Below are 22,640 nucleotides of genomic sequence, written 5' to 3'. Positions count from 1 at the left end.
TTCAGCGGGCCCGCGCGGCCTGTTCGGCGAGCAGCCGGCTGTACCGGCCCAGTACGCCGGCCACATAGGACTGGGTTTCGGGGTAGGGCGGGATGCGGTTGCCGTAGCGCCGCACCGCGCCCTCGCCCGCATTATAGGCGGCGAGCGTAAGGTTGAAATCGTTGAAGCGGCCGTGCAGTTGGCGCAGCAGCCTCGCGCCGCCATCGACATTGGCCTCGGCATTGGATGCCGAGACGTTGAGCATCCGCGCCGTGCCCGGCATTAGCTGCATCAGGCCGTGCGCGCCGACCGGGCTGCGGGCATCGGCACGATAGTGCGATTCCTGGTCGATCACCGCGTGCAGCAGCAGCGGATCCACCCGCCGGCGCGCCGCGACCCGTTGGATCATCGCATCATAGCGCGTCGCATAGGATAGCGGCCGCATCGCGAGGATCGCCGCGTCCGACGCCGCCGTCCGCGACGCGGGCTCCTGGCGGAGCGGCGCGATCGCCGCGACCCGCAGCGTGGCGGCGGGTGCCGGCTCCGCCGCGCGGTGCTTCTTGCCCGAGACCAGCTGGAACGACGCGGCGCGATCGCCCGAGGAACCCTCCTCGGCCTCCGGCGCGATCCGCACATCCTTCGGCATTTCGGCCGGAGTACCCGGCGCGACAAGGATGTTGCTGCAGCCCTGGAGGGACTGGATCCCCGCCAGGGACGCCGCATCCGCCACCCGCAACGTGACGGTCAGCGCACAGGGCGGCGGCGGCGGGGTCTTGTCCCGCGACCATGCCGCTTCCGGAATAATCATCGCCGCACCGCACAGGGCCAGCGAGGAAACGCTAAGAACTACTCTACACATTGCATCGCTCCCCAGCCGATGGCGCTCTTGGCCAACAGTTGTCTCAGCACGATGCCCCACAATTCCCGGCCTGCCCGTCCAGGAACACCTATAGGCTGTCGCGATTTTCTTACAATTTCAAGTCGATATTCAGAAATATTTCGCAGTGTTACGGCGCGACGAACGGAGACATTATGTCGATGAGATGCGGAACCTTTTCAAATTCAAGTTTTGTTGACACTCGTGTCAACACAACTGATCGCCGATGAGCAACCACCCACCGCGATTCGACTCGCCGAACATCGTTCAATATCAATAACTTAACCTATCCATTTTGCATCCGGCACAGATTTTGCCTGTTGCATCCGGGAACCGGTTACAGGATTTTAACGATGTTGCTGCCCCGCCCCACGGGCAGACAATGTGTCGACCTGCTCGACCTGTCCGGACACTTCGCGACTATGGTCGCACTGTCCGGCAGCAAGAGTTCAACTTCATGAGCCAAGGCAAGGATAGCGCCGACAAGAGCGAGCTCCCGACGCCGAAGCGGTTGCAAGATGCACGCAAGAAGGGTGACGTCGCCAAGTCCAAGGATTTGGCCACCGGACTTCTTACGCTCGCCTGGTTGCTGCTGGTCGTCGGGGTCTCGGGCTATGCCGCGAGGGAGCTCGCGCGCCTCGCCACCGATGTGGTGGCGCAGGCGGCGACCGGCTCGTTCGAGCAGACCGCCCCGGCGATCGGCTGGGATGCGGCGTGGACGCTGCTGCGCCTCACCTTCGCCACGCTGGTCCCTGCCGCACTGATCGGCACCTTCGCCGAGTTCCTCCAGGTCGGTCCGATGATGACGACCGAGAAGATGAAGTTCGGGCTGGAGAAGCTCAATCCGGTGGAGGGCCTGAAGCGAATGTTCGGCAAGGACGGCCTGTTTGAACTTGCCAAGACGCTGGTGAAGGCCGGGCTGATCTGCGCGATCGGCTATCTCGTCTATCAGAGCGCGCTGTCCAGTTCGGGCCAGCTGATCCGGCTCGCCGCAACCTCGCCGATCGACGAATCGCGCGAAGGTGCCGCGCTGAGCACGATCGGGCTCACCTATTCGCTGACGCTGCAGATGCTGGCGATGGTGGTCGCGGTCTTCCTGTTCGTCGCGGTCGCCGACCGGATCTATTCGAAGCACAGCTTCATCAAGAAGATGAAGATGAGCCGCCGCGACATCAAGCAGGAGCACAAGGAGAGCGAAGGCGATCCCCAGGTCCGCGCACTCCGCCGCGACATGCACCAGGAATGGGCGAACCAGAACAATATCGGTGCCACGCGGGGCGCCGCCGCACTGCTGGTGAACCCCACCCAGATCGCCATCGCGCTCAACTATGACGAGGCGACGTGCCCGGTGCCGGTGATCGCCGCCAAGGGCATGGGCGAGCTCGCCGCCGCGATGCGCGCCGAGGCGGAGGAAGCCCGCGTGCCGATCGTCCGCAACGTCGCCGCCGCTCGCAGCTTGTGGGCACGCGGCGAGATCGGCGAGATCGTGCCCGAGGACATGTTCGACGCGATCGCCGCGGTGATCCTCTGGGCCGCCAAGGCGAAGAGCGGCGACGGCCCGATGCAGCACGACATGGATACCGCCGCCCCGCGCCTCGCCGCGCCCCAACGCTGACCAGACCGGAGAACGAATCGCATCATGGGAATCGGAGCCGTCTTTTCCTCGATCCTCGCCACCGTCGTGGCGCTTGCCCTGGTATTGGGCATGGCCTGGGGGGTGATCTGGCTGCTGAAGAAGCTGCGGGATCGCCAGCTGGGCGTCGCCGCCAATGGCGAAAGCGACGCGCCGATCCGCTTCCTCCGCTCGATGCAGCTCGGCCAGCGCGAACGGGTGGTGCTGATCGAGGCACGCGGCGAGACGATGCTGGTCGGCGTCACCGCCGGGTCGGTAACGCTGCTTGCCCGCTGGCCCGAGGGGCAGGCGCCGGCCAAGCCGGTTGCCGCGCCGGTGCGCTTCTGATGGCGACCATGCTCCGCCTCGATGCGCTCGACCTGCCACGGGTCGATCCGGCGCGCGACGCGCTGGCCGCTGCCGTCGCGCGACTGCTCGATCATGCCGGGTTCGCGGTCGAGATCGTCGCGGCGCCGCCGCGCGGCAGCTGGTTTCGCTGCGCCGATGGCAGCCAGTTCCGCCCCGGCGGGGCCGTGCTCCATCCCGAACGGATCGCCGAAGCCGCCGCCGCGCTGGACGATGCCGAACCGATGCTGCTCGCGCTGGAGCAGGTGCTGGGCTTGCAGCTGGAGCCGGAAGACCTCCGCAGCGCCTCGGAAGAGGCCATGCTCCACTTCGCGCTGCGCCGAGAGGACCAGAAAGCCGCGCTGCTCCTCCCCTGCGACCATCCGCATGCGGCAAACTGGCTTGCCGAGGCGGATGCGCTCACGCCGCTGGCATCGCGCCTGCCGGTTCTTGCACTGCTGCTGGTACAGGGTCCCCGGCTCGGCATCGCCGAAGCGGGTGACCTCGCCCCCGGCGATCTCGTGCTGATCGGCGCCCGCCCCCGCGCCACGCTCGAAGCCCCGCATTTCCGGCAGGCCGGTCAGTTCGACCTCGCCGCCGGCAGTTTCACCCCGCATCCCGACGGAGCGCCCATGGAATCCAGCGACGCTGCCCCCTCCCCCCGCGATTTCGCCGTGCCCCTCACCCTCCGCCTGCCCGCGCAGCGGGTCAGCGCCGCGGCGCTCGCCGATCTGCGCCCGGGCCTGGCGCTGCCGCTCGGCCCCGTCTCCGAAGGGATGGCGGTAGAGCTGCTGGTCGCCGGCAGCCCGATTGCCCGCGGCGAGCTGGTCCAGCTCGGCGATCGTTTCGCGGTGCTGATCGAGGCGCGCGAAGATCTCGCCGAGGGCACGGTCCAGCAGCCGGTGGAGGTGGCGGCGTGAACCTCGCCCAGTTCACCCCCGGCTCGGCGCTGATCACGGTCGTCCTGATCGCGCTTGCGCCGTTCTTCGCGGTCATGGTGACCAGCTTCACCAAGATCGCCGTGGTGCTGAGCCTGGTGCGCAACGCGCTGGGGCTGCAGCAGGTGCCGCCCAACCTCGTGCTCAACGGGCTGGCGCTGATCCTCAGCGTGTTCGTGATGTACCCGACGCTGGAGAAGATGCAGGCGGCCGCCGCCGTCCAGGGCCCAGCCACCCCCACCATGCCCGGCGATCCCCCGGCGCAGGCCGAAAACCCGATCGAGAGCACCGGCGACATCTTCGCCACCGCCGATCGCGCCAAGGAGCCGTTGCGCGAGTTCCTCGTCAAGCACAGCGATCCGCGCGAGCGGGCCTTCTTCCTGCGCACCCAGCAGCGGATCGGCGATCCCGGCAAGGTCAGCAGCCTGCGCGACACCGATTTCGTGATCGTCATCCCCGCCTTCGTGGTGAAGGAGCTCAAGCTCGCCTTCCAGATCGGCTTCCTGATCTTCCTGCCCTTCCTCGTCATCGACATGGTGATCGCCAACATCCTCCTGGCGATGGGCATGATGATGCTGTCCCCCGTCACCATCTCGCTGCCGTTCAAGATCCTCCTGTTCGTGCTGGTCGACGGCTGGGTGAAGCTGAGCCACGGCCTGGTGCTCTCTTATGCGTAAGGGGGTGCTTCCTGCTGCGCCAAGGGCGCAGGTCCGGTGCCGGCCCGCTCCCCCACCCGGCCACCCAACGCCAGTATCCTATGGGTGGCCGGGTGGGGGAGCGGGCCGGCACCGCGCGGAGAAAATGTCATGAGCGACGACCTGGTCGCCGTCACCACGCAGGGGCTGTGGCTGGTGCTGCTGCTCTCGGCGCCGCCGATCATCGCGGCGTCGCTGGTGGGGCTGCTCGTCGCGATCGTGCAGGCGGCGACCCAGCTGCAGGAACAGACGCTGCAATATACGCTGAAGTTCTTCGCGATCGTGATCAGCATCTTCGTCACCGCCAGCCTGATGGCGGGCACGCTGTACGGCTATGCCGATTCGATCTTCTCCGGCCTCGCGGCGGTCGGACGATGATCGAGGCGGTGCCGCCCGGCGTCGGCGTGCCGCTGTTCGCGGCGATGCCGTGGCTCGACCAGTTGCTGGTGGTCGCGGTCGCCTCGGCGCGCTTCGCCTTCGCCTTCGTGTTCGTGCCGGTCTTCTCGCGCGAGGTAATGCCGGGGACGGTGCGCAACAGCATCATCGTCACCTTCGGGCTGGTCGCGCTGCAGATGCAGCCGGACTTTCACCCGAACGCCCTCTCCGCGATGGGCTGGCTCAAGATGCTGCTCAAGGAAGCCGCCGCCGGGGGCGCGATCGGCTTCTTCTTCGGCACCGTGCTCTGGGCGATGGGCGCGGCGGGCGAAATCATCGACACCAAGGTGGGTGCGACGATCGGACAACTCGTCGATCCCTTGAGCGGCAACACCAGCTCGCTCACCGGCATCCTGCTCAGCCGCTTTGCGGAGGTGGTGTTCGTCACCGCGGGCGGGCTCACCCTGCTCGTCGGCACGGTGATGGGCAGCTACCTGATCTGGCCGCTCGGCCCCGGCGCGCTGCAGCTCGATGCGCGCGCGCTGATGTTCTTCGAGGGCGAATTCGGGCGGCTGTTCGCCCTCGCCTTCCTGTTCGCGGCGCCGGTACTGACCGTGCTCTACGTGATCGACCTGGCGATGGGGTTCCTCAACCGCTTCGCCCAGTCGTTCAACGTCTTCTCGATGGCGATGCCGATCAAGGCCGCCGCCGCCACCTTCGTCGTCATCCTCACCCTGCCGCTGCTCGCCCAGGCGATCCTCGCCGATCTCGGCACGCGCGAGGAGATTGCGGGCGGCGTCCTCCAGCGAACGGCCAAGCCCCAATGACCAGCGCCACCGCCCTCCGCGCGCCCTCGCCGCCAAGCGATGCCGAGCAGCTCGCCCAGCTGATCGCCGAGTTGCGCGAAGCAGAGGCGCGCCGCGGCGCCGCCACCCGCGAGATCCGCATCGGCGCGTTCACCGTGCCCGGCTGGCGGGTGCCGCTGCTCCATCTGGCCGGGCTGCAGACGCTGACCCGCAACGAGGCGGCAGTGCTCCGCTTCCTCGGCTGGGGCCGCGCGAACGGCGATATCGGCACCTTGCTCAACATGACCGAGAACACCGTGCGCACGCACATGAACAACGCGATCCGCAAGCTCGATCTCGACGGCGTTCGCGAACTCAACAGCCTGGCGGGACTGCTCTTCCTGCCGCTCGAATGATCGCACCCCTCCACGATTCGTTGAGCCCGGCTAAACGAATCGTGGAGCGCGTGCGGCGCCGATCCGGGGCAATTTGCGCTCGTACCGGCGACACGGTGTCGGCGGCCTGGCTCCCGAGGGGGAGCGCGATATCTGGATGGAAAGGAACGATCCATGGGTCTCCTGAGCGGTCTTACGCGGTCTCTGGTCAATCCGATCAGTCTGGCGTCCCTGGCGATGGGCCCGGCGGGCTGGGCATCGCTCGCGGTGCGCACGCTGGGCGCGGCGATCGGCCAGCAGGTACTCCAGCAGCTCGGCGAAAAGCTGGGCCTGCCGCAGGGGATGATCGACATCGCCAAGAGCACCTTCAGCGCCGCCGTCGGCGGGGCGCCCGGCAGCATCGCCGATGCGGTCAGCACGGTCGGCTACGGCCTTTTGTCGCCGACGGAGCAGGGCGCGATGGCGCGCGAGATGAGCCAGCAGGCCGACAACATCGCCGAGAACCTCTTCGCCGCGTCGCGCGAGGGCAGCGACCGCGCCAAGACCGAGAGCTCGCGCGAAGGCCGGGTCGGCAGCGGCAACTGGCTGCGTGCGATTGCTGAGGTGATGGCACAGTCGATGGATGCGAAGATCGACGAAATGCAATCGCTGGCGCAGACCTACGATTCCCAGTCGAAGAGCAACAAGTCGACCAAGACGATGACCGACCTGCAGGTCGCCACCCAGGAATTCAGCTACCTGATGCAGTCGACGACCAACATGGTCAAGACGATCGGCGAAGGCCTGTCGACCATGGCTCGCAAGGGCTAGGAAACGCGGCATTTCATCGCAAAGGGCCGGGCGAAGCATCGACTTCGTCCGGCTCGTTTTTTATTCTGCCGGCTGTCGGGCAACGATCCGTCCGGCATGTGTGGGAGGTATCGATGGCATCGCGGTTGCTCATTTCCCTCGGCCTGGCATTCGTCGCCCTGCCCGGCGTGGCGCAGGCCCAGATGATCAGCCCGATGCTCTACGAGGGGCCGCGGATCGCACTGCAGGATCATGCCGATCGCTTTTCGAACGACGCCAGGGCACCGCAGGCGCACGCGCGGATCGCGGCGGACCCGGGCATGCACCGCTATGCACCGTCAAAGGCACGGCGCATGGCCAATCTTGCCCGCTTCGTCAGCAAGACTCGCGCGGCCGACCCGCGCGGCGCCGACGATTTGCAAAAGCTGTTCGCGCAGGGTGATTTCATCGAGAAGATCGGCGCGCTCGTCGCGCCCCAGGGACTCCGGATCGACAATATCGCCGACGCATATGCGCTGTGGTGGATCACCGCCTGGGAGGCCGCGCACGGCGACAACGACACGCCCAATCGTGCAACGCTCGCCGCCGTTCGCCGTCAGGCCGCCAGCGCGATCGGCGCGACCGGAGAGATTGCGGGTGCGTCGGACGCACAGAAGCAGGAACTCGCCGAAGCGCTGTGGGTGCAGAGCGCATTGTTGGATGGCGCGGTTGAACAGGCGAAGCAGAATCCCGAGCGCATGCGCGCGATCGGCGACGCCGCGCGCAAGGGCGCTGCGCAAATGGGCCTCGATCTCGACAGCTTCGCGCTGACCGCACACGGCTTCGTGCCGGCGAGGGTCGGTCACAACCAGAAGCGGTCGGGCCCGGCACCGATGGGGTATGCCGGCAGCTATGGTGCCCTGGCGCTTGCCGCCGGCGGCGTGGGCATGGGCGGGTTGCTGATGATACGCCAGCGCCGCGGTTGACTCCCCGCCGCGGCCGGATGACGCCGAAGAGCGGCTGCAGGACGAGGCTTTCTCCGACCGCCTGAATAGGGGCTGGCAATGGTCATCCGCTCGCTAGGGGGCGGAAGACGGGTAAGGTCACCTTCCGCACATCGCCGTCGCCTGGCCCGAGCACCGGATCGATCCGATCAGAAACGTTTTCCCGGGGACACCGGCAGATCGAGCAGCGAAGCCGGCGGCGCAGCGGCGCGGACGACGTTCGCCCAGGCCGCGCAACAACGCGCCGCGCGACGTGTCCCCCGCGGCAAGGGGATTGTCTCCGATCCACGCGCTCCGCTCACGCCATGCAGAAAGGGCGGCACCGTTGCCGGCACCGCCCTTTCCATGTGCAGGTGCGAAAGCCGATTAGGCCGCAGCAACCTTCGCGCTGGCGCGACGACGACGCACGGCAGCACCGGCCATGCCGGCGCCCGCGATCATCATGCCCCAGGTAGCGGGCTCGGGGATCGGGCTCGGCGGCGAGGCGAAGCTGAAGCTGCCCGAGATGTCCGAACCAGCGCCACCGGCCTGGTTGAAGGTGAAGGCCACCGAGGCCTTGCCCTTGTCGTAGCCCGACGCGGCGGTCGGGGTGAAGTCGCCGAGCGTGTAGATCGTCACGAAGTTCGTGCCGGTGGTGACCTTCGCCACCGTGCCGGCGAACGAACCGAACACGGCATTGAACGTGACCGCCGCACCCGAGGTCGCGGTGACCGACGAGGTGAGGAACGACGTGAAGAGAGCGACCGACGACAGGTCGCCGCTCGAACCCAGCACGGCGCTGCCGCCGTTGCTGAACGTGGTGTCGGCACCGATTGCTGCGGTGCTGCTCGTAACATTGACCAGACCAGCCGAGAAACCGCCGATGATGGTCGCCGCCGAAGCGGTGGCCGGGGCTGCAACCGCGACGGTCGCAGCAGCCAGCAGGGTGAGAACACGAGTGCGCATAAAACCCCCTAATGGTTAACACGCCGACGGATTGCCGGCAGCGCCCTACTCAACGGAAAAGCGCTCTTCGTCAATGATAATGTGCGCTGCAGCGTAATTAATGGAAGACAAACTGTCGAGCCTGTCCAATTTCTGCACGACAAGCACGGCACAAAACCCGTTTCATATTGCATTTTCAGCGAATTCTGGCGCTCTGGCGACCGCACATACTATATCTTCATTATCGTGAAGGTATTCTATACTCAATTGTGCTTCGCCTGCGGCCGCACTATTAACGCATAAAACCGCATTACACTTCACATATCCGAAGTATATGCACGAAGAAAACGCGGGCCGAGCACATCGTGCATGCAACCGTGTGAGTTAACCACTTCTTAACCATTTGGTTCCCGGGATAGCGATACACATTTGTGCGGAGAATATGCCCGGAAGCGACTGAAGGCGCGCCGCGAGGAAAGTAATGATTCGTTACAGCTACATTCCTTGCTTGCCATTCCCCGCTGCATTCGCGCACCACAGCAAGAACCCCAATAGGTTTACGCGAATGTCAACCAAAGCGTTTCGCTTTGCAGCACAACAATTACAGACGAAAAGCCTGGCTTGAGGCGTATTCTGCAAATCCAATGAGCACGAATGCCGCACTGCAACAGGCCGGTATATGTCGCCACCATGGGTAGATTTGCAGCCCCCGACACTGACGGCGCACGCCGCCTGCATGCGCTTGATGAATTTCACACGCGCGATGAAAGACAGCGCCAAACGGTTCGCCAGAACTGCCGAGTGAGCAGGTCGAATCTGCGTCAGTGCAATGAAATCGCCCTGATCCCCAACAGCTTTCCCTGGCCGGACAACAACCCTGTCCGACAAATCCTCACCACCTTCCCATATCGTTCAGCGGGGATTTTTTTCTGCAAGGCTGGTGCGATCGTGCCGGGTGGACGGTCCGCCAGCCGCCCTCGGCGCCGCCGACGGCCAATAGCGGAGGTAGAGAATCCGTCAGCCGCGGCTCGCACCTGCTCTACCGGCGGAAAGAAGGACAGGAGCGGAAGCAGCCGGAACGCCGCGCATGTCATGGTCGGGGAGACAGGATTCGAACCTGCGACCCTCTGGTCCCAAACCAGATGCGCTACCAGACTGCGCTACTCCCCGACGGACCGCCGCGCTTAGAGCGTCCGGGCTGCGGACACAAGGCCTCGCACGCTCGATACCAAGCAACACACTGGTGGGCCCGGCAGGATAGCGGCAATCGTTCATTATCAACCGTTTAGCGTGTCCACCCTACCGGAATTTTGCGCGGATCACCTCTGGGCCTCGCCGAATTTGGCTAACCTTTCGAGCGGAAAAATACGCTGATAGCTGTATATCGTGTGTATAGATGCTTGCGTCGCGGCGGCTGTGTGTGTATAGAATACACATAGCGAGGGAGCCGAGATGAAAAGCCGGGAAGTGATAAAACTGATCGAAGCAGACGGGTGGTACGAAGTCCGCCAGACCGGAAGCCACAAGCACTTCCGCCACCCGACAAAGCCCGGCTTGGCAACGGTTCCCCACCCGAAGAGCCACCTGCCCAAGGGCACGCTCAACAGCATCACGAAGCAAACTGGTGTGCCGCTCAATAAGTGAGCGGCACACACCATCTGCCCGAGAAGGGAATGATTATGGCAACCGTCTACTATCCTGCGATCATCGAAAAAGACTCGGAGGGGTTCGGCGTGTACTTCCCGGACCTGCCGGGCTGCGTTTCCGCCGGCAGCACTGCCCAGGAAGCCGCCGAAGGCGCGCAAGAGGCGCTTGAGGGGCACCTGTCCGTCATGTCCGAATTCGGCGACCCGATTCCCGAGCCGTCCGCGATCGATGCCATCCATCCAGAGGAGGGTAGCGTCGAGGTCGCAAGGCTTCTGGTTGCAGGCGAGCGCCCGGGCCGCGCCGTTCGAGTTCAAATCACGATCGAGGATCAGTTGCTCGCGCGGATCGATCGCGTCGCCAGCAATCGATCTCGTTTCCTCGCCGAAGCGGCGCGCGAAAAGCTCGGCGGAAAAGTAGCCGCCGCGCCGCAACGCTAGCTGCGGCGCGCGTCACGCAGAGCGTCCAAGAACGCCGAGGATCTCTCGACGCCCACCGCACGCGTGATCGCGTTCACGGCCGCTGTCATCTCCTGGCTGCGGCCGAACGCGGTGGCACCCTGCCCCGTCTCCGACCGCCCGACCGCTGCTTTCCAGAACTGCTCGATCCAGCTCCGCTCCGCTCCGCAGAGATGCAGGAACGCTAGCGCCAGCCGGAGCCCCGCCGTTGGCGGCACAGCTCCGGTTCTGGCGCGCTCCTGCGCCTCGTCCACCACGCACAGCGCATGGAAGATGGCTCGGTCTCTGGCGACTCGCATTCGCGGAACATGGAGAGAACATTCGCAGGAGTCGAGGGCAGCTATCTTCCAAGGCGGCCGCTGTTCGCTGGCAGCTCCCCATCAAGCCGTGGCTGTCGATCGCGTCCCCGCTCGTCCCGCGACGAACCCTCGCAGCATGCGCCGGACTGGTGTGTCGAACCAGTGGACCACCGCGCTGGCCAATAAACCGACCGACAGCACGAACAGACCCGTGGTTACGAGGCCATGGAGATGCAGACGCTTGCCCAGCATCACGAACACAACCACTAACGGAAAGTGGATCGCGTAGACCGCGTAGGAGATGTCGCCAAGATAGCTGAAAAGCGGAGCCACCTTTGCCGGAAGCTCGTAGTGGACGCCGAACCACACGATCAAAGGAAAGATCGCCAAGACGGTGAGGAGTTCGAACATCGGCCGCCGATGATTGCCAACGGGGGCCATCATCAACACCAACACGAGCCCCACCACCGCCAGCGAGATCCAGGAGACCCTTCGATCGGAAAGGCGCATCCGCCGCCAGAGCACCATCCCCACCGGGAAGGCGAACAGCGTGCGGGCCAAACCAAGATCGAAATGCTGCCAAGACCAGCCGACGTTGAAGAACTCCGGCGAAGCGATCTGCGGTGCCAGCCATGCCAGCGCGGCAGCGGAAATAATCAGCAGATGCCGGGTCCGCAGGCGCACCAAGACCAGCGCGAACAGGACGTTCACCGCGAACTCGAAGAATAGGGACCAGCTGGGGATATTCAGCGGGAAAAGCTCATAAGGCCCAGGTCCCATCGGTGGGGCGGGCAGCATGAATAACGCGCACAGCGCGGCAAAAGCGACTTCCCCCATCCCCAGGCTATGGGGGAGATGCAGCAAGACGCCACCAACCTGCCTCAGGCAGCCGAGCACAAGCCCTACGAAATAAATCGGATAGAGCCGCAAAATTCTCTGCCAGAAGAAGTCAGCAAAGCTCAACCCATTGGTGAGCTTGCCTTCATAATTTAGGGCGATGACGAATCCGCTGAGGATGAAGAACAAATCGACCGCGAGATAGCCCCCCGGGATGAATTGCACGTCCCTCTGGCCGAGATGGTAGGCAGCGACTGCTAGCGCGGCCATTCCCCGGATTGCATCGAGCGTCTTGTATCGCCCCCCGACCGACTGTGCAGGACGCACAATCTCACTTTCAACGCTCATGTCGCCCTTCGCCCCCCTTGAAGGAAAGACTCCTGCCTGTGTCAGCAGGACTCTTCTAGGGTTAGCTTCTAAGCTATAGCCTCGCGATGCCGCAAGCGCCGATCTTCGGCCGTTGTGTCTTGATAGTGACGCTTGCTAGGCCCCTTTAGCTTGTTCGAGCAAGTATAAGCCATCGATCACTGCTGTAAGGCGCCAAGCGCCACCGGTGGCCTCGCGCACCAGCTTTCGCACCCGATAGGCGAGCTGGATGCCGACGTTCGAGCAGGTCCCCTCTCGAACCGGCGCCATGGACTCCACGCTCGACACCGGCAGCTTGCCTTTCCGCTGGATCAGGAGGGCCAGCAGCACCGCGCACCGTCCGCGCGCATGCACATAGTGGGAACGGAAGTAGATGGTCGGAGCGGTGCTATACGCCCCTTCCACCCGCCACGGGCCCCATTCATGCACGCTTTCGACCTGGCACCGGCACCGATCGCAGAGTGCCATTATTGGGCCGGCGGCGGGTCGAACTGCGCGGTGACGGCGATCAACCCATGCAGCTTCTGCGCCGTCTTCTCCTGTGGCTCGTCGGGATCGGATACCGAGAATAAGCCGTCGCGGTGGAAAACGATGTGCCCCGTCTGCAAGACGAGGCAGACGAGGCGAGGCGTGTCCGGAAACGACACCATCGCCTTGATCGACTGCAGGAACGGGGAGAGCCAGTCGGCAACCCATTGCTCGGTCTGGGTGGCCATTACGAGCCGATCATGCTCTGGCGCGCGACAGTCGCTTCCTTGGCGTAGCCTTGCGCTGAGAGGTGCGTGCCGTCGAACCGATCGGTGGTGACGAACGGGATCACATTGTAGTTGATCACCGGCGCCAGGCTTAGGTTCGCCGTGACAGTGTCTATCACCGCGAGCATTTCCGACGACATATTGTAGCCGCCGGTCATGGCAACTCGGCATTTGACCAGCGCCACGTTGGCGCCATTCCCGCCAGCCTGGCCCTTCAGCTTGGTGGCGATGTTGGTCATCGCGGTCTGGAAGTCCGTCGCGGTCACGGCCTGGTTGGCGTCGTTCGTGCCCAGCTCGATGATATAGGCATCCGAGTTGAGCGCGCCGAGTGCATTGTACGGCGTCGCCGCGGTCATGGTCGACGGATCGGAATAGATATTCCAGTGGCCGGTCCCGTTGGTGCCGAACGCCTTGGCGCCAGGCCAGCCGAGGTTGAGGATCTCAAGGCAGGGCGACGTCGAGTTGTAGGGAATGATGCCAACCAGAAAGACCTGGCCGCCAGAAACGCGGGTGATGGTGATCGGCTTCGTCGAGGCGACGGGGCGCGTGATGGTGGTCCGCTTCATGCCGTTGCCGCTCGCCGTGACAACCTGAGCGCCGCTGTTGGTGCCCTCGTTGATCTGGACGTTGAGGCCATCTTCGTCCTGGACCACGATGATCCCCAGGCCCGCCGTTGCCGAATGGATGATGTCGAAGGAGTCGGCCGCGATTTCAGGGGTGAACGTAATCGGCGTGGTGACCGTGTTCGGACAGTTCAACATCGAGCCGCTAAGGCTATAGTTGGTCAGCGTCCAGCCGGTACCGATAACGATATTCGGATTTGCGGCCTGCATGTTCGCCACGCTCGAGTCGGGCTGCGAGGTGAAGAACGCGTCGTGTCGGCATGGAACGCCGCGAGCGATCAGCATATCCTTGAGCTGGGCAGGCCAAGACTTGTTGCGGAGATAGTTGCCCGGAGCATTACCCGCGGTCGATTGGCTGGCAGCCCCCGTGCCGCTGTCGACGCCGCCGCCCCAGCCCGCAACTGCGCTGTCCCCGACGATCGCAATTTGCGATCGCTGGCCAGCCGCCATTTTGGCTTGAACCGCAGGGAATTGAAAAGTCACCGATGACGCTGCCGTGACGGTGAGCGCGAAGGAGGCTCCATTGGCGCCGGCTGCAGAAACGGCGATGTCGACCGATCCGGCACTAAGCGCGCTCAGACCGACAACGGCGACCCAGCCGGTGCCGGCGCTCCCGCTGATCACGAAGCGGCCGTCGTTCGGACTGATCGTAGGCGTCACACCCGCAGGTACGTTGCCGATCGCGAACAGCTGATAGCCGGCTGCCGTGTTCGCAGGGATCGAGGCGCTGGTGGGCGTCAGGGTCAACGTCGGCAACGGCGTCGCACTGATTGGCTTCCCAATGCTCGCGCCCACGCCCAACGAGATCGCGATCGCCGCCACGCTCGCCGGCACCGCAATTCGCCGCATCCGCTTCGATACACCGTCTTCCAACGCGATCTCGGTCGGCGTGCCGGGATCGAGCGGGCCACCGACGTTCAGCGTAGCAAAATCGGCCGGGTCGACCGGCGCCGCGAAGCCGGAGCGTACGGCGGCCGAGGCGAAGGTGTCGTTCACCGACATTCGGTGTGGCGGACGATCCGGGAACCGCTGGTCCCAGAGCAGGATGGTTTTCATCGGTCGAGACCCTTTTCTTGTCGTGGAAGTGGCGGGAGCGGGAAATTAGAGCCCGAGGAAGCTGCGGCTGGCCCGCTTCACCGCAGCCGCGTCGCGCGCTTCGCAGCGGCCGACGATGCCGATCGCCGCGCGATAGCGATCGTTCGCCTTGTCGAGCTGGCCGGTCTGCGCGTCGGCAAACACCTGCCAGTCGGCCAGTACGTCACCGGTCGGCAGCGGCGCGCCGACCACGCCCGACAGCCATTCATCGGGGAGCAGCGAACTGCAGGCACTTTGGGTCGCTACGATAGGACGCCCGCTTGCAAAGAGCCCGCAGGCCTGCGTCGCGAGCAGCGGGATCAACGGGAGCATTCGCGCCAGGCGCTGCACGTATTTCATGCTCGTTCTCCTTGGTGATGTCGTCGATGTGGCCTTCGGCGGCGGTCTGGTTGCCGATTGTCAGCACGGTATCCCGCGCGCTTTCGGTCGCGGCGGCACCCTGCCCGTTCGCGAGCTTGACGCGGGTCTCGGATCCGCTGCAGCCGCGCACGAACAGCGCTAGGCCGAGCGCGGCCAAGATGCCGAGGATGATCAGAATGGTTCGGAGGCTGGGCAACGTCATGGCGTGACATCCTTGGTGCTGACGGGATCGGAGGGAGTGCCGGCGGGCTCCAGCGGCCGCGCGGACGGAAGGCGCATCAGGCCGATCAGGCCGCCGGTGACGGTGCCCAGGCCGAAGGCCTCCATTTTGCCGATGATGCCGTTCGACAGCGCCGCGATGATCATCGCGCCCAGCAGCACCACCACCAGCGCCACCAGCGTCGCCAGATAGGCGATCAGCTGTTCGCGGGAGTTCACGCGCCACCCCGCTTCACGAAGGCTGCCGCGAGGCGTTCGTCATAGCGGTTCTCGCGATAGGCGGTGCCGTTGTAGCCCTTGGCGAACGCGGCCCAATCGTGCCGACGTAGCGCGCCGACCAGGCCATTGCCCTGGACGAATTTGAGGAAGGCGGCGAGCTGGTCGGCCTCGGTCTGGGCCTGCTGCCAGGCGAAGGACCAAGGCGACGTGGCGCCGCAGACCTCGAAATTCTCGCCGAGGATCTGGAAGCCGCCATAGCTGGCCGAGGCGAAGCCCGCGTCGACATCCAGCGCCACCGCGTCCAGCAGCTGCGTCCAGCGCCCCACCTGCTTGGCCGGGTATAGCTTGCGGTTCCACTTCCGCGACGAAATTGTGGGGTGGCTTACGTCGTAGCGATGGCCGGTGGCCCGGCTGAACCGATGCGGCTCGAACAGGATTGTGGGCCGCCCGTCGATGAAGGGCGCGGCGCTACCCTCCACGTCCCACACCGCCCAGATCGCGGCGGGCTCCACCTTTATCTGGTCGGCCGCGTCGGCAACGTCGTCGTCGCCCAGCTTGTAATCGGGGCCGTCGGTCAGCGCCGTCAGGATGGCGGAGCGATCGGCCGCGCCAAACGGCGCGCCATCAGCCCCGGGCCGCTGGCCAAGCTCCGCCAGCCGCCGCCGAAGCGTCGTCAGATCCATCGATATTCTCCGGATTAGAGGAAGATCAGGCGTTCTTCTTCGGCGCCTGCGGGTGCGGCTTCAGCGCCGCATATTCCTTCGGCGCCCGCCCATCGGCATGCGCCTCGATGATTGATTCCGCCGCCAGCTCGTTCGCCACCACGGTCCGCGCACGGCCGAGCATCTGATTGGCGACCAGCTCGGCCTCGCTGTCGACGCGCTGCAGGAAGCGATCGGTCAGCAGCTTCACCAGGCGATCGGCGCCGACCGCGCAGAAGGCGGAGAAGAGCGCGGAGGCCTCCGCTTCGAAGCCGGCGCGCGTGGCCATCCAGTAGGCGATCAGCGCCACCATCGGCAGCAGCAGCAGATCCGCGAACACCAGCCGTGCCTTCACCGGCACGCCCCGCTTGATCAGCAGCGCATATTTCGCCGCAAAGCCGAACGTGATGCCGATCAAGATCCAGCCGTATTTCGCCAGGAACTTCGCCAGCAAGGCCTCGAAACCCGGTGTCATTGGCCCTGCCCCCTTTATCGTGATTGTCATGCCGGCGCCCCCGGCCAACCGGTGGCGATGTCGATCGCCGCGACTTCTTCCACCGTCTCGGCCGCCTCGATCTCGCCGCGCAGTTGCTGCGCCCGATCCCAGCAGGCGGCGGTGTGCATACCCACGGCGACACCAAGCGCGATGATGGCGTCGGCATCGTGCGCCACTGGGCTGTTGTCGGCCATCGTCCAATCGACAGAGAATGGCCTGCCGGCCGCCTTGTCGATCTGCGCCATCTGAACCGTGCCCGATATCAGGATGCGACTGCGATCCGTGGTGTCGACGCGTCCCAGCGCGGAATCGCAGCCGCCGTCCGCCGCTCGATCGCGTGCCGCCTTCACCGCCGCCCAGGCACGGGCCTTCGCGAGCTGCAGATCTCCCGCCATCGGGTCGATCACCGTTCCGCCGTCGAACGGGGCACCAGGCGCGGTCAGGATCTGCTCGACATCCTGCAGGCTGGTGATGCGCACCAGCAGCGGGATCGTGTACACGTCTTCCCAGGACACGAGTTGCATGTCCGCAAGGTGATAGCTTTGCACCACCGCATGCGTGGCATCAGGGCGCACCTCGAAGCGGATTGCGCGATGAAAGCGGGTGGCCGCACCGTTCGGCGCCACCATTTCGCGGATGAACATGCCTACATTCCTGTCACATCGATGAGAGAGAAAGAGCCGTCGACGAACAGGTTCTGCGCGGCGCCCCCAGAGGTTACCTCCTGCAGAAGCTGCTCGGCCACGGAAGGGAAGTCCTGGTCGCCGGAGGTGATGACCCGCCCCGCCGCGACCGAGATCCGCGTGGTGCCACCGCCGGTCTGCCCACCTGAACCCTGAAAAACCTGATAGTGCCGCCCAGGGGAATGCATCATGACGGCATAGCGCCGCCCCGCACGCGCGCCGGCCAGATAGCGATCGGGGCCACCCCACAGGCTGCCGGAGAAAGGCAGCGTGTCGACGATATTGAGCATCGGGATGCTGGTGTCGCCCATCAGCTCGCCCGAATTGCTCCACCAGCGCATCCCGCCGCCGGAGCCGAGAGAGGGCACCTTGCCGAAGAAGTAGATCTCGACCGTGCCCGTGCCGAACGCCCGCACCACGAGAACATTCTGGCCGCCGGAGTTGACCGAGGATGAAAGCGGCGTGACGTACACGTCGCTCCTGATCGCGTAGGGCGGCAAGTTATTGTAGGGAAACGGCACCACGATCGGAACATTGTTCCCGACCGCGACGCTGGCGGTGACCTTCGCGAGGAAGTGATAGGTGAAGAAGGTCTCGTCCAGCATGAAATTGCCGTTGTCGTCACGGGCGAAGAACCCGGCGGTACCGGGCACATGGGTCGACACATAAGCCGGGTTGTTGGCCTTCCCGACGGCATAGATGTAGGCAGTCGGCCCCGCGATGGTCTGCGCGTCCCAGCTCAGTGTTGCCCCGGAGAAGGTGAAGGTGCGGGTGGTGCCGAACTGGTAGGGCGTCTTCGGGAACACGAAGCCCTTTCCGGCAAGCAAGCGACCATCGGTGAGGGAGCCGGCCCCTGCTCCCACGGTGAACTCCCCGAGCGCCTTGCCCGCGCTGTCGATGGCCGAATCGAACATCACTGCGCCAGAGGCGGAGCGCTGGATGAAGCCGCCGGGCATCAATATTCACCCGCGAAGAAGGTGTTGACGTTCGAGCTGTTGAACACCGCCACGCCGTCATTTCTGAACTCCGCCCGCTTGCCAGCGCTTGCAGTGCGCAAGAGGCCGATCCGCGCCGTGATCGCCGAAAGCTCGGTCACCGCGAGGCGGGCAGCATCGATCGAGCCGATCTGCATGTGGTCGCCGATGAGCGTTTGGAAGGCGACCTTTTCGCCAACGATCGAACGCGCGATGAGGTTTTCGGCCCTCAGGAAGCCATAGGCTGGCACGCTGTACGGGAGCATCTCCGTCGCGTTCTCGGCGGTCTCGGCGAACATGGGTCGCGCACCGAAGAGGCGGCTAGTTCCGGAAGCGTTTGGAGTAGTGTGCGCCTTTCGGAACACCAGCATCGCCTGTCGCGCTCCGACCGGAGCCTTGCCTCGGTTATAGATGCGCTTGTAGCCCCCGAGCGTGGTCCGACCCGGAACTTCGTCAGGTTCCACAAGGGCGTAGGAGTTCGCCACAGGGTCGCCGGTTGGGGTCTCCGAGAGAGCGTTTCCGTCACCATCGAACCACACGATGAGAACAGCGAGACGACAGCCATAGGCACACGCCCAGAGACTAAACTCGTAAGTCTTACCCTCTTCAATAGGCCACATCTCGTCCAGGTCGCCGTTCTGGTTCTTCATCCTGGCCATGCGAATGTCAGAGAAGTGCGCAGCACCCGTCTGACTGTTGGGCTGGTACACCATGAAAGTGGAGCCATCCGGAAGCGAGTAGTCAGGGCCGGGGTCGTACCCGAAGTTTAGAGATTGGAGCACGCCCTGCCCGCCGGTGGTGAGGCCACCGGTGACTACGTCGTAATACTGCACACCGTCAGGGTTGTAGGCGAACCGCATATAGTTGCGCGGGTTCGTCCCTGGCACCGCACCGATCAGCTGGTTTCCACCAACACCGATGCCCAGCTGAGACGATGCCACCGTGCCGACCAGGTCGGCCGCGGGCACTGCGCTGGTCCATGCGCCATCGTGGAAGCGCCAGAGCTTGCCGTCGAGTTCGAGGAAAACCATCCGCCCCTCGAACAGGTGATCGGTCGGCAGCGGATTGGGCGCCTTGATGATCTCGTAGCCCCCGCGCAGCTTCGAGATCGAGACCACCTCGGAAAGGGTCACGCCGCCCACCACCGCGGTCAGCGTCAGCGTGCCATCGTCCGCCGACATGCCGGTGATCTGGTAATAGCCCTTGGGCTTGCCGGAGACCGGCGTATCGGCGGCGGTGTTGATGGTACCGGTGCAGCCCTCCGCCACCGCCGAAAGCGTTGCGGCGGCGGTGATGTTGGCGTCGCCGTTCCACACGCTCAGCTGGCCGTTGGCCTTCTCCAGCCCCTTCACCGTTCCGTCGGCGAATGCCTGGATCTGGATCGAGCGAGTCGTCAGCCGCAGCGCCGTTGCCGAGGGACTGGCCGCGCCGTCCTGCACGGCGGCCACCTGCGCCTTGGAAGTGAGCGTGGCGCCGTCCGTCAACGTCGCCGTGACGATCACGCTCTTCGTGGTGCCCCGCGCCGCCGCAAAGGCCGCCTCGGTCATCTGCACGCTGTCGCCGGTTGCGCCCGATAGATAGGTGATCGAGACCGGGTTGCCCGCGCCATCCGCCAGCGACCAGTAGACCGTCGCCGCCGTGTTCTGCTTGTTCGCGGTGAAGGTCACCGTCTGCCCCTCGGGCACCGGCAAGCCGGCACTGGAATAGGTGATCATCTGGCGATCGCTGGTGATCGTCAGCGCCTTGCCCGGCGGGCCCGGCTCCCCAGGGACGCCCTGCGCGGCCAGCACGGCCCAATAGGCGGTGTTCGGGGGTGCATTGCCGGCGCTGGGCGTCGCGCTGCTGTAGCGATAGCTGGAGCCCTCGAACTGGACGATGTTGCCTGCGCGATAGGTGACGGCGGGGTCGTACGGCCCCATGTCGATCAGCGGATCGGCGAAGGCGATGTCGGCCAGCGCATGCACGGTCCAGGCGCGCGCCGCGGCCATCGCCACCTTGGAGAACGGGGCCGAGACCTCCATCTGCTCCACGCTGCGCACCGGCGGCAGCGCCGATCCGTCGGCCGCCAGCGTCAGCGACGCCGCGCCGAGGCCCACCGGCACCACGAACAGCTTGCCCGCCCAGCTGACACCCGCCACCGCGTTGACGCTGGCAGCGATTGCCTGGATCAGCTGCCGCGCCGTCGTCTGCTGATCGAGATAGAGCGACAGGTTGTAGGGCCGCGCCGCGTCGAGCGCGTCGAGCGAGGCGTCGTCGATCTTGCCCGCGCCGCCCGAGAGCAGCGCCAGGCGCCGGATCAGCTGGCCCGGCTTGCGTGCCCAGCCGTTCGGCCCGGACGCGTCGCCCTGCATCAGGAAGCTTACCTGCCCGTTCGGCGGCGCGCCGAAGCGGGCCAGGCCCTGCGCCTTGCACGTCGCCCAGGTGCCGGCGGGCACCGTTGCCGCGACCAGGGCGGCATAGTTGGGATAGTCGGCCAGCGCCCCCTCGAACCGCGCGAGCCGCTCCAGCGCGGCCTCGAACGCCTGCACGGCGCCATAGGCCGAGACCTGGAAGACGTTGTTGACGCTGTCGATCAGCTTGCCGGCGACGTAGCGCGGCGCGCCCAGCGCCAGCGGCTTGGGCTGGCCCTTCAGGCTCGCAGGTCCTTCCACCCCCGTCGTGCCCGCATAGGTGGCGAGCAGCGGCTTATCGAGCCAGCCGTCGTCGACGCGGATGGCGAGCTGCGCGCGGCCGTCGAGCAGCTGCGGCTGCGCGGTGGCGCGGCCGTCGAAGATCGGATCGCTGCTGATGTCGGTCCACAGCTGCACCCGCGCATCGGCGAGGGCATAGCGACCAAGGTTAGGCCATGCTTCGGCCTGCAGCTCGATCGTGCCCGTTGGCGCCGAGATCTCGCCGCCGAAGGCGCCGTCGAACAGATCGTAGCGCAGCACCGGCAGCTTCGCGAGCATGGGCCACCAGGGGCCGCCCGCCGCCATGCAGACGGCGGGATCGTCGACGCTGGCGGCGCGCAGCACCACCGGGGCGCCGGCCACCGGATCATAGGCATCGATCTGCGCCCACATCGTCATCACATCAGCCCCAGCAGGTTGGCGCGCCATTCGAAGCCCCTGGCCGTCGCCCAGGTGGTGCCCAGGTCGCCGACCAGCGGGCCGAACCAGCAGCGTTCCTGCCGCTCGGGCTCGGCCGCCGGGTTGATGCAGAGCGCCAGGCAATCGGTGTTGCCGGCATAGTCGAGCAGCTCCAGCGCGGTGCGCTCCGCCTCGAATTTCGTCAACGTCGGGAAGTTGAGCGACACGGTGCGCAGTTTCTTCGCCCGCCGCCGCAGCAGTACGCCGCGCGCTGACACATCGGCCGAGCCCAGATCGCGGACGCCCAGCTGCAGGCCGTATTCGAAGCCGATCGCCGGCTCAAACTTGTCGCCCACCACCGCCCGCGCGAGCTGCAGCCAAGCGCCGCCGTTCGACAGCGCAATTTCAAGGTACCGGAGGGGGGGCCAGCCAACGGGCAATGGCAGGAACGCCACGCCGCCGCGGATTTGCGGCATGATCGAGCCAGCGAGCAGCGGCCGCCCACCATCGCCGCGCGCTCGCGTTGGCCCCTCGGCCGTCGTCGCCCCGTAGATCTGCACCGTGGCTCCCGCCAAGTCGGCGCTGGACGCGATGCCGAACAGCATCACGGTATCGATCACCTGATCGGCGCCAAGGTCGAGCTTGACGGACGGCGCGGCCGTGGCGGTGCTACGCCAGACGATGCCCGCATAGTCGTTGCCCAGATAGTTCGGATCGCCCAAGCCTGTGGCCGCACTGGTGGCGGTGAACGGCAGTGGCTTTACGAAAAGTGCGTTTGCCATCAGCCGAACACCTCCAGGCTGGTGCGTTCCTGCTCGAAATCCACCTCGATTCGCGCGGCCAGCAGCGTTGCGTCGAGCGACTGCTCGGGATCGATCACGCGCGCCTGCGGAAGGCCCAGCGCCGGATTGAAGGCAAGCACATCATCAGCCACCACCGCGAACCGCCGCCGCTCGGCGCCGATCAGCGCGCCGCGCTGGTTGGCGACGGCCTGCGCGTCGGCGAGGCTATCGAAATAGCCGGGTGCCGCCTCGACGGTGCCGTCGCGGGCGGACGGGTGACGCGCGGCGATCGCGGCATCGCTCCACGTCGCCGTCACCACGTCGCGCGACGCGGCACCGATATCTGCATCGATTGCAGGCATGA

The 22,640-nt window shown here is 65.5% G+C and carries 27 protein-coding genes, 1 tRNA gene and 1 pseudogene; 11 read left to right on the top strand and 18 right to left on the bottom strand.

Annotated features, from left to right (window positions below; genetic code table 11):
* Position 1: 1 nt before the first annotated feature.
* Positions 2 to 787 (bottom strand): lytic transglycosylase domain-containing protein, encoded by a 786-nt coding sequence (locus GGR89_RS22075; protein WP_206434344.1) that lies wholly within the window; start codon positions 785 to 787, stop codon positions 2 to 4.
* Between the two features lie 526 nt (positions 788 to 1,313).
* On the opposite strand from GGR89_RS22075, the gene GGR89_RS18800 reads away from it, so the two are divergent.
* The 9 genes and pseudogenes from GGR89_RS18800 to GGR89_RS18760 all read left to right on the top strand — a co-directional run bounded on the left by GGR89_RS18800 (position 1,314) and on the right by GGR89_RS18760 (position 7,755).
* Positions 1,314 to 2,471 carry an EscU/YscU/HrcU family type III secretion system export apparatus switch protein gene (locus GGR89_RS18800; protein WP_164542739.1) on the top strand — a complete coding sequence of 386 codons (1,158 nt, stop codon included), beginning with the start codon at positions 1,314 to 1,316 and terminating at the stop codon, positions 2,469 to 2,471.
* Positions 2,472 to 2,495: 24 nt separating this feature from the next.
* Entirely contained in the window at positions 2,496 to 2,816 is a 321-nt protein-coding gene (fliO, locus tag GGR89_RS18795; protein WP_125978378.1) for a flagellar biosynthetic protein FliO, read from the top strand.
* Positions 2,816 to 3,733 carry a FliM/FliN family flagellar motor switch protein gene (locus GGR89_RS18790; RefSeq protein WP_125978376.1) on the top strand — a complete coding sequence of 306 codons (918 nt, stop codon included), beginning with the start codon at positions 2,816 to 2,818 and terminating at the stop codon, positions 3,731 to 3,733. The genes fliO and GGR89_RS18790 overlap by 1 nt, the downstream gene beginning before the upstream one ends.
* Before the next feature lie 74 nt (positions 3,734 to 3,807).
* Positions 3,808 to 4,428: pseudogene (gene sctR, locus GGR89_RS18785) on the top strand (type III secretion system export apparatus subunit SctR); the annotation flags it as partial.
* Positions 4,429 to 4,557: 129 nt separating this feature from the next.
* Positions 4,558 to 4,824, top strand: a complete 267-nt coding sequence (gene sctS, locus GGR89_RS18780) for a type III secretion system export apparatus subunit SctS (protein WP_125978374.1) — start codon at positions 4,558 to 4,560, stop codon at positions 4,822 to 4,824.
* Positions 4,821 to 5,648 carry a type III secretion system export apparatus subunit SctT gene (gene sctT / locus GGR89_RS18775; protein WP_125978372.1) on the top strand — a complete coding sequence of 276 codons (828 nt, stop codon included), beginning with the start codon at positions 4,821 to 4,823 and terminating at the stop codon, positions 5,646 to 5,648. The genes sctS and sctT overlap by 4 nt, the downstream gene beginning before the upstream one ends.
* Positions 5,645 to 6,022 (top strand): helix-turn-helix domain-containing protein, encoded by a 378-nt coding sequence (locus GGR89_RS18770; protein ID WP_125978370.1) that lies wholly within the window; start codon positions 5,645 to 5,647, stop codon positions 6,020 to 6,022. The genes sctT and GGR89_RS18770 overlap by 4 nt, the downstream gene beginning before the upstream one ends.
* Before the next feature lie 153 nt (positions 6,023 to 6,175).
* A complete protein-coding gene (locus tag GGR89_RS18765) occupies positions 6,176 to 6,811 on the top strand; it encodes a hypothetical protein (protein ID WP_125978368.1) in 636 nt (211 codons plus the stop codon).
* A 113-nt stretch (positions 6,812 to 6,924) separates the two neighbouring features.
* Positions 6,925 to 7,755: a DUF6683 family protein gene (locus GGR89_RS18760; protein WP_209092382.1), complete on the top strand. Its 831-nt coding sequence runs from the start codon at positions 6,925 to 6,927 to the stop codon at positions 7,753 to 7,755.
* A 384-nt stretch (positions 7,756 to 8,139) separates the two neighbouring features.
* Here the strand turns inward: GGR89_RS18760 and GGR89_RS18755 are convergent, their stop codons facing one another.
* Together GGR89_RS18755 and GGR89_RS18750 are read right to left on the bottom strand one after the other, a co-directional pair.
* Complete coding sequence (locus GGR89_RS18755) at positions 8,140 to 8,718, bottom strand: PEPxxWA-CTERM sorting domain-containing protein (RefSeq protein WP_125978366.1); 579 nt, start codon at positions 8,716 to 8,718, stop codon at positions 8,140 to 8,142.
* Positions 8,719 to 9,790: 1,072 nt separating this feature from the next.
* Positions 9,791 to 9,867: transfer RNA gene (locus GGR89_RS18750), tRNA-Pro, on the bottom strand.
* Between the two features lie 282 nt (positions 9,868 to 10,149).
* Between GGR89_RS18750 and GGR89_RS18745 the strand changes: the two genes are divergently transcribed.
* Entirely contained in the window at positions 10,150 to 10,341 is a 192-nt protein-coding gene (locus GGR89_RS18745; protein ID WP_125977279.1) for a type II toxin-antitoxin system HicA family toxin, read from the top strand.
* A gap of 35 nt (positions 10,342 to 10,376) precedes the next feature.
* Positions 10,377 to 10,781 carry a type II toxin-antitoxin system HicB family antitoxin gene (locus tag GGR89_RS18740; protein ID WP_125977280.1) on the top strand — a complete coding sequence of 135 codons (405 nt, stop codon included), beginning with the start codon at positions 10,377 to 10,379 and terminating at the stop codon, positions 10,779 to 10,781.
* Here GGR89_RS18740 and GGR89_RS18735 read toward each other — a convergent pair.
* The 15 genes from GGR89_RS18735 to GGR89_RS18665 form a co-directional block, all read right to left on the bottom strand.
* Positions 10,778 to 11,098, bottom strand: coding sequence for a hypothetical protein (locus GGR89_RS18735; RefSeq protein WP_126002622.1), 321 nt, complete (start codon positions 11,096 to 11,098; stop codon positions 10,778 to 10,780). The genes GGR89_RS18740 and GGR89_RS18735 overlap by 4 nt on opposite strands.
* 81 nt (positions 11,099 to 11,179) lie before the next feature.
* Positions 11,180 to 12,283 carry an acyltransferase family protein gene (locus tag GGR89_RS18730; protein ID WP_125977281.1) on the bottom strand — a complete coding sequence of 368 codons (1,104 nt, stop codon included), beginning with the start codon at positions 12,281 to 12,283 and terminating at the stop codon, positions 11,180 to 11,182.
* A 135-nt stretch (positions 12,284 to 12,418) separates the two neighbouring features.
* Complete coding sequence (locus GGR89_RS18725; protein ID WP_125977282.1) at positions 12,419 to 12,631, bottom strand: hypothetical protein; 213 nt, start codon at positions 12,629 to 12,631, stop codon at positions 12,419 to 12,421.
* Positions 12,632 to 12,768: 137 nt separating this feature from the next.
* Positions 12,769 to 13,017 (bottom strand): hypothetical protein, encoded by a 249-nt coding sequence (locus GGR89_RS18720; protein ID WP_125977283.1) that lies wholly within the window; start codon positions 13,015 to 13,017, stop codon positions 12,769 to 12,771.
* A complete protein-coding gene (locus tag GGR89_RS18715) occupies positions 13,017 to 14,735 on the bottom strand; it encodes an SGNH/GDSL hydrolase family protein (protein ID WP_125977284.1) in 1,719 nt (572 codons plus the stop codon). Before GGR89_RS18715 ends, GGR89_RS18720 begins: the two co-directional genes overlap by 1 nt.
* A 45-nt stretch (positions 14,736 to 14,780) precedes the next feature.
* Positions 14,781 to 14,966, bottom strand: a complete 186-nt coding sequence (locus GGR89_RS18710) for a hypothetical protein (RefSeq protein ID WP_125977285.1) — start codon at positions 14,964 to 14,966, stop codon at positions 14,781 to 14,783.
* A 13-nt stretch (positions 14,967 to 14,979) separates the two neighbouring features.
* A complete protein-coding gene (locus tag GGR89_RS18705) occupies positions 14,980 to 15,336 on the bottom strand; it encodes a hypothetical protein (protein WP_125977286.1) in 357 nt (118 codons plus the stop codon).
* On the bottom strand, positions 15,333 to 15,572 hold the full coding sequence (locus GGR89_RS18700; RefSeq protein ID WP_125977287.1) for a hypothetical protein: 240 nt from the start codon (positions 15,570 to 15,572) through the stop codon (positions 15,333 to 15,335). Before GGR89_RS18700 ends, GGR89_RS18705 begins: the two co-directional genes overlap by 4 nt.
* Positions 15,569 to 16,255 (bottom strand): N-acetylmuramidase family protein, encoded by a 687-nt coding sequence (locus GGR89_RS18695; protein ID WP_126002623.1) that lies wholly within the window; start codon positions 16,253 to 16,255, stop codon positions 15,569 to 15,571. The genes GGR89_RS18700 and GGR89_RS18695 overlap by 4 nt, the downstream gene beginning before the upstream one ends.
* 25 nt (positions 16,256 to 16,280) lie before the next feature.
* Positions 16,281 to 16,748: a hypothetical protein gene (locus tag GGR89_RS18690; RefSeq protein ID WP_125977289.1), complete on the bottom strand. Its 468-nt coding sequence runs from the start codon at positions 16,746 to 16,748 to the stop codon at positions 16,281 to 16,283.
* A gap of 26 nt (positions 16,749 to 16,774) precedes the next feature.
* The gene (locus tag GGR89_RS18685) at positions 16,775 to 17,413 is read right to left on the bottom strand and encodes a DUF4376 domain-containing protein (RefSeq protein WP_125977290.1); all 639 of its coding nucleotides are present in this window, start codon (positions 17,411 to 17,413) and stop codon (positions 16,775 to 16,777) included.
* Positions 17,414 to 17,415: 2 nt separating this feature from the next.
* Positions 17,416 to 18,408 (bottom strand): hypothetical protein, encoded by a 993-nt coding sequence (locus tag GGR89_RS18680; RefSeq protein ID WP_125977291.1) that lies wholly within the window; start codon positions 18,406 to 18,408, stop codon positions 17,416 to 17,418.
* Entirely contained in the window at positions 18,408 to 21,494 is a 3,087-nt protein-coding gene (locus tag GGR89_RS18675; RefSeq protein WP_125977292.1) for a hypothetical protein, read from the bottom strand. The genes GGR89_RS18680 and GGR89_RS18675 overlap by 1 nt, the downstream gene beginning before the upstream one ends.
* A complete protein-coding gene (locus tag GGR89_RS18670; RefSeq protein ID WP_125977293.1) occupies positions 21,494 to 22,276 on the bottom strand; it encodes a hypothetical protein in 783 nt (260 codons plus the stop codon). Before GGR89_RS18670 ends, GGR89_RS18675 begins: the two co-directional genes overlap by 1 nt.
* Positions 22,276 to 22,638 (bottom strand): hypothetical protein, encoded by a 363-nt coding sequence (locus GGR89_RS18665; protein ID WP_125977294.1) that lies wholly within the window; start codon positions 22,636 to 22,638, stop codon positions 22,276 to 22,278. The genes GGR89_RS18670 and GGR89_RS18665 overlap by 1 nt, the downstream gene beginning before the upstream one ends.
* Between the last annotated feature and the right edge of the window lie 2 nt (positions 22,639 to 22,640).

It is taken from the genome of Sphingomonas trueperi, assembly GCF_011927635.1.
GTDB classification, from domain to species: domain Bacteria; phylum Pseudomonadota; class Alphaproteobacteria; order Sphingomonadales; family Sphingomonadaceae; genus Sphingomonas; species Sphingomonas trueperi.
This window is presented reverse-complemented; position numbering and strand designations above follow the sequence as displayed.

Coding starts and splice junctions, on each gene's coding strand:
- GGR89_RS22075 (WP_206434344.1), bottom strand. CDS start 787: ATGATTATTCCGGAAGCGGCATGGTCGCGGGACAAGACCCCGCCGCCG.
- GGR89_RS18800 (WP_164542739.1), top strand. CDS start 1,314: ATGAGCCAAGGCAAGGATAGCGCCGACAAGAGCGAGCTCCCGACGCCG.
- fliO (WP_125978378.1), top strand. CDS start 2,496: ATGGGAATCGGAGCCGTCTTTTCCTCGATCCTCGCCACCGTCGTGGCG.
- GGR89_RS18790 (WP_125978376.1), top strand. CDS start 2,816: ATGGCGACCATGCTCCGCCTCGATGCGCTCGACCTGCCACGGGTCGAT.
- sctS (WP_125978374.1), top strand. CDS start 4,558: ATGAGCGACGACCTGGTCGCCGTCACCACGCAGGGGCTGTGGCTGGTG.
- sctT (WP_125978372.1), top strand. CDS start 4,821: ATGATCGAGGCGGTGCCGCCCGGCGTCGGCGTGCCGCTGTTCGCGGCG.
- GGR89_RS18770 (WP_125978370.1), top strand. CDS start 5,645: ATGACCAGCGCCACCGCCCTCCGCGCGCCCTCGCCGCCAAGCGATGCC.
- GGR89_RS18765 (WP_125978368.1), top strand. CDS start 6,176: ATGGGTCTCCTGAGCGGTCTTACGCGGTCTCTGGTCAATCCGATCAGT.
- GGR89_RS18760 (WP_209092382.1), top strand. CDS start 6,925: ATGGCATCGCGGTTGCTCATTTCCCTCGGCCTGGCATTCGTCGCCCTG.
- GGR89_RS18755 (WP_125978366.1), bottom strand. CDS start 8,718: ATGCGCACTCGTGTTCTCACCCTGCTGGCTGCTGCGACCGTCGCGGTT.
- GGR89_RS18745 (WP_125977279.1), top strand. CDS start 10,150: ATGAAAAGCCGGGAAGTGATAAAACTGATCGAAGCAGACGGGTGGTAC.
- GGR89_RS18740 (WP_125977280.1), top strand. CDS start 10,377: ATGGCAACCGTCTACTATCCTGCGATCATCGAAAAAGACTCGGAGGGG.
- GGR89_RS18735 (WP_126002622.1), bottom strand. CDS start 11,098: ATGCGAGTCGCCAGAGACCGAGCCATCTTCCATGCGCTGTGCGTGGTG.
- GGR89_RS18730 (WP_125977281.1), bottom strand. CDS start 12,283: ATGAGCGTTGAAAGTGAGATTGTGCGTCCTGCACAGTCGGTCGGGGGG.
- GGR89_RS18720 (WP_125977283.1), bottom strand. CDS start 13,017: ATGGCCACCCAGACCGAGCAATGGGTTGCCGACTGGCTCTCCCCGTTC.
- GGR89_RS18715 (WP_125977284.1), bottom strand. CDS start 14,735: ATGAAAACCATCCTGCTCTGGGACCAGCGGTTCCCGGATCGTCCGCCA.
- GGR89_RS18705 (WP_125977286.1), bottom strand. CDS start 15,336: ATGACGTTGCCCAGCCTCCGAACCATTCTGATCATCCTCGGCATCTTG.
- GGR89_RS18695 (WP_126002623.1), bottom strand. CDS start 16,255: ATGGATCTGACGACGCTTCGGCGGCGGCTGGCGGAGCTTGGCCAGCGG.
- GGR89_RS18690 (WP_125977289.1), bottom strand. CDS start 16,748: ATGACACCGGGTTTCGAGGCCTTGCTGGCGAAGTTCCTGGCGAAATAC.
- GGR89_RS18685 (WP_125977290.1), bottom strand. CDS start 17,413: ATGTTCATCCGCGAAATGGTGGCGCCGAACGGTGCGGCCACCCGCTTT.
- GGR89_RS18680 (WP_125977291.1), bottom strand. CDS start 18,408: ATGCCCGGCGGCTTCATCCAGCGCTCCGCCTCTGGCGCAGTGATGTTC.
- GGR89_RS18675 (WP_125977292.1), bottom strand. CDS start 21,494: ATGACGATGTGGGCGCAGATCGATGCCTATGATCCGGTGGCCGGCGCC.
- GGR89_RS18670 (WP_125977293.1), bottom strand. CDS start 22,276: ATGGCAAACGCACTTTTCGTAAAGCCACTGCCGTTCACCGCCACCAGT.
- GGR89_RS18665 (WP_125977294.1), bottom strand. CDS start 22,638: ATGCCTGCAATCGATGCAGATATCGGTGCCGCGTCGCGCGACGTGGTG.